The organism is Acetomicrobium mobile, from assembly GCF_937920065.1.
Genome location: NZ_CALETC010000145.1, coordinates 1 through 1,319, shown reverse-complemented (window position 1 = coordinate 1,319; position 1,319 = coordinate 1). Strand labels below are relative to the sequence as shown.

1 protein-coding gene is annotated in these 1,319 nt (G+C 41.2%); it reads right to left on the bottom strand.

Features of this window, described 5'->3' with window-relative positions:
- The coding region (murJ, locus tag Q7P41_RS05625; RefSeq protein WP_303882809.1) for a murein biosynthesis integral membrane protein MurJ at positions 1 to 1,116 on the bottom strand (1,116 nt) is incomplete at its 3' end.
- Positions 1,117 to 1,319: the final 203 nt, after the last annotated feature.

Genomic DNA, 1,319 nt, shown 5'->3' with positions numbered 1-1,319 from the left:
ATTGCGTAACTGTGAATTTAATACTCTTATGAAATAATAAGATAACGCTTGAGCCCACATGCCAATCGAAAAGCCTAGCAATATCCTTGAAGTTACTCGCACTGATTCTTGATCAAATGCTCCTCTGGCATATAGGATATGAACGATGTCAACGTGATTGCACGCTACAAATAAGGAAATTGGAATTGTAAAGATCAATACGATATTTGCTATTTGTCCTAGTTTTTGACGAACTGAGTCCGAATCAAGGCCGCTTAAAGTTGACAATCCCACCATACCCAGAGGAGCAGCAATTAAAATCACTACGGTTTCCGTGACAAATTTTGCGTAATCAACAGCGGCGATGGACGTACTCCCAATTAGGGATGCGACAATTCTTTCGATCGCTATGTTTCCCTGAATCAAAAGAGGAACTATAAGAACAGGTCGCACAGAGCACCAGAAGGCGCTGAAGGTTTCTTTTGCCAAGTCTCGCGAGAAGCTTGCTTTAAAGCGCAACAATCCAAGGTTATACAAACCACATAAAAGCCACACCAAGTAAAACAAGTATGCAAAAACAAATCCCCAGGCTAAAAACAAAGGATTTTTAAAGTAAATCGCAAGCAGCGATCCAGAAATTAGGCCAACGCTTTGTATTGTTGAACGCAAGGAGGCAGTTAAATATCTTCCATGTGCCATTTTTAAATAGGCCATAAGCATCCCTAATATATATAAAGGGACGGCCAACGCCATGACGCGAAGCATGGAAGCCGTTAAAATTTTGCCAGCATCATTCATGCCAGGAGTTAAAATTCTAACCCACCAAGAAGAGCAAAAAAATAAGAATAAAAATATGATCCCTGCAAGCAATAAAAAAAACATCACAATAACGCTTAAAAGAGCTTCAGCTCGTTTAGGGTCGTCTTTGGTATATCTCACATATAGCGGGACAAAGCCGGCTTCCAAGCTATTCGTCAAGAAAAATTCTGTAGGCATGAGCATGGCGGTTTGTGCAACGCGATAGGCTGCCACATGAGTTCCCGTGCCAAAAAGTGCTGCCATTAGAATTTCTCTTAAAAAACCAACGAGTTTACCTATAACACTACCAGAAGAAAGCACTAAAAATGCCCTAAACAAAAACGCATCCTCCTATAGCAACGGGGCAGGAGCTTTAATCAGGCCAAACACATTAACCCCTTACCGCGCCTTCGTATATTTTATAAGTTTGCAGCGCTGTATTTTCCCATGTAAACTTAGCGGCTTGCTTCGGTCCTGCAGATTTTAACTTTGATGCCAAATCTTCGTCGGTCAAAATTTCGTACATGGCTTCAGCTATTTGC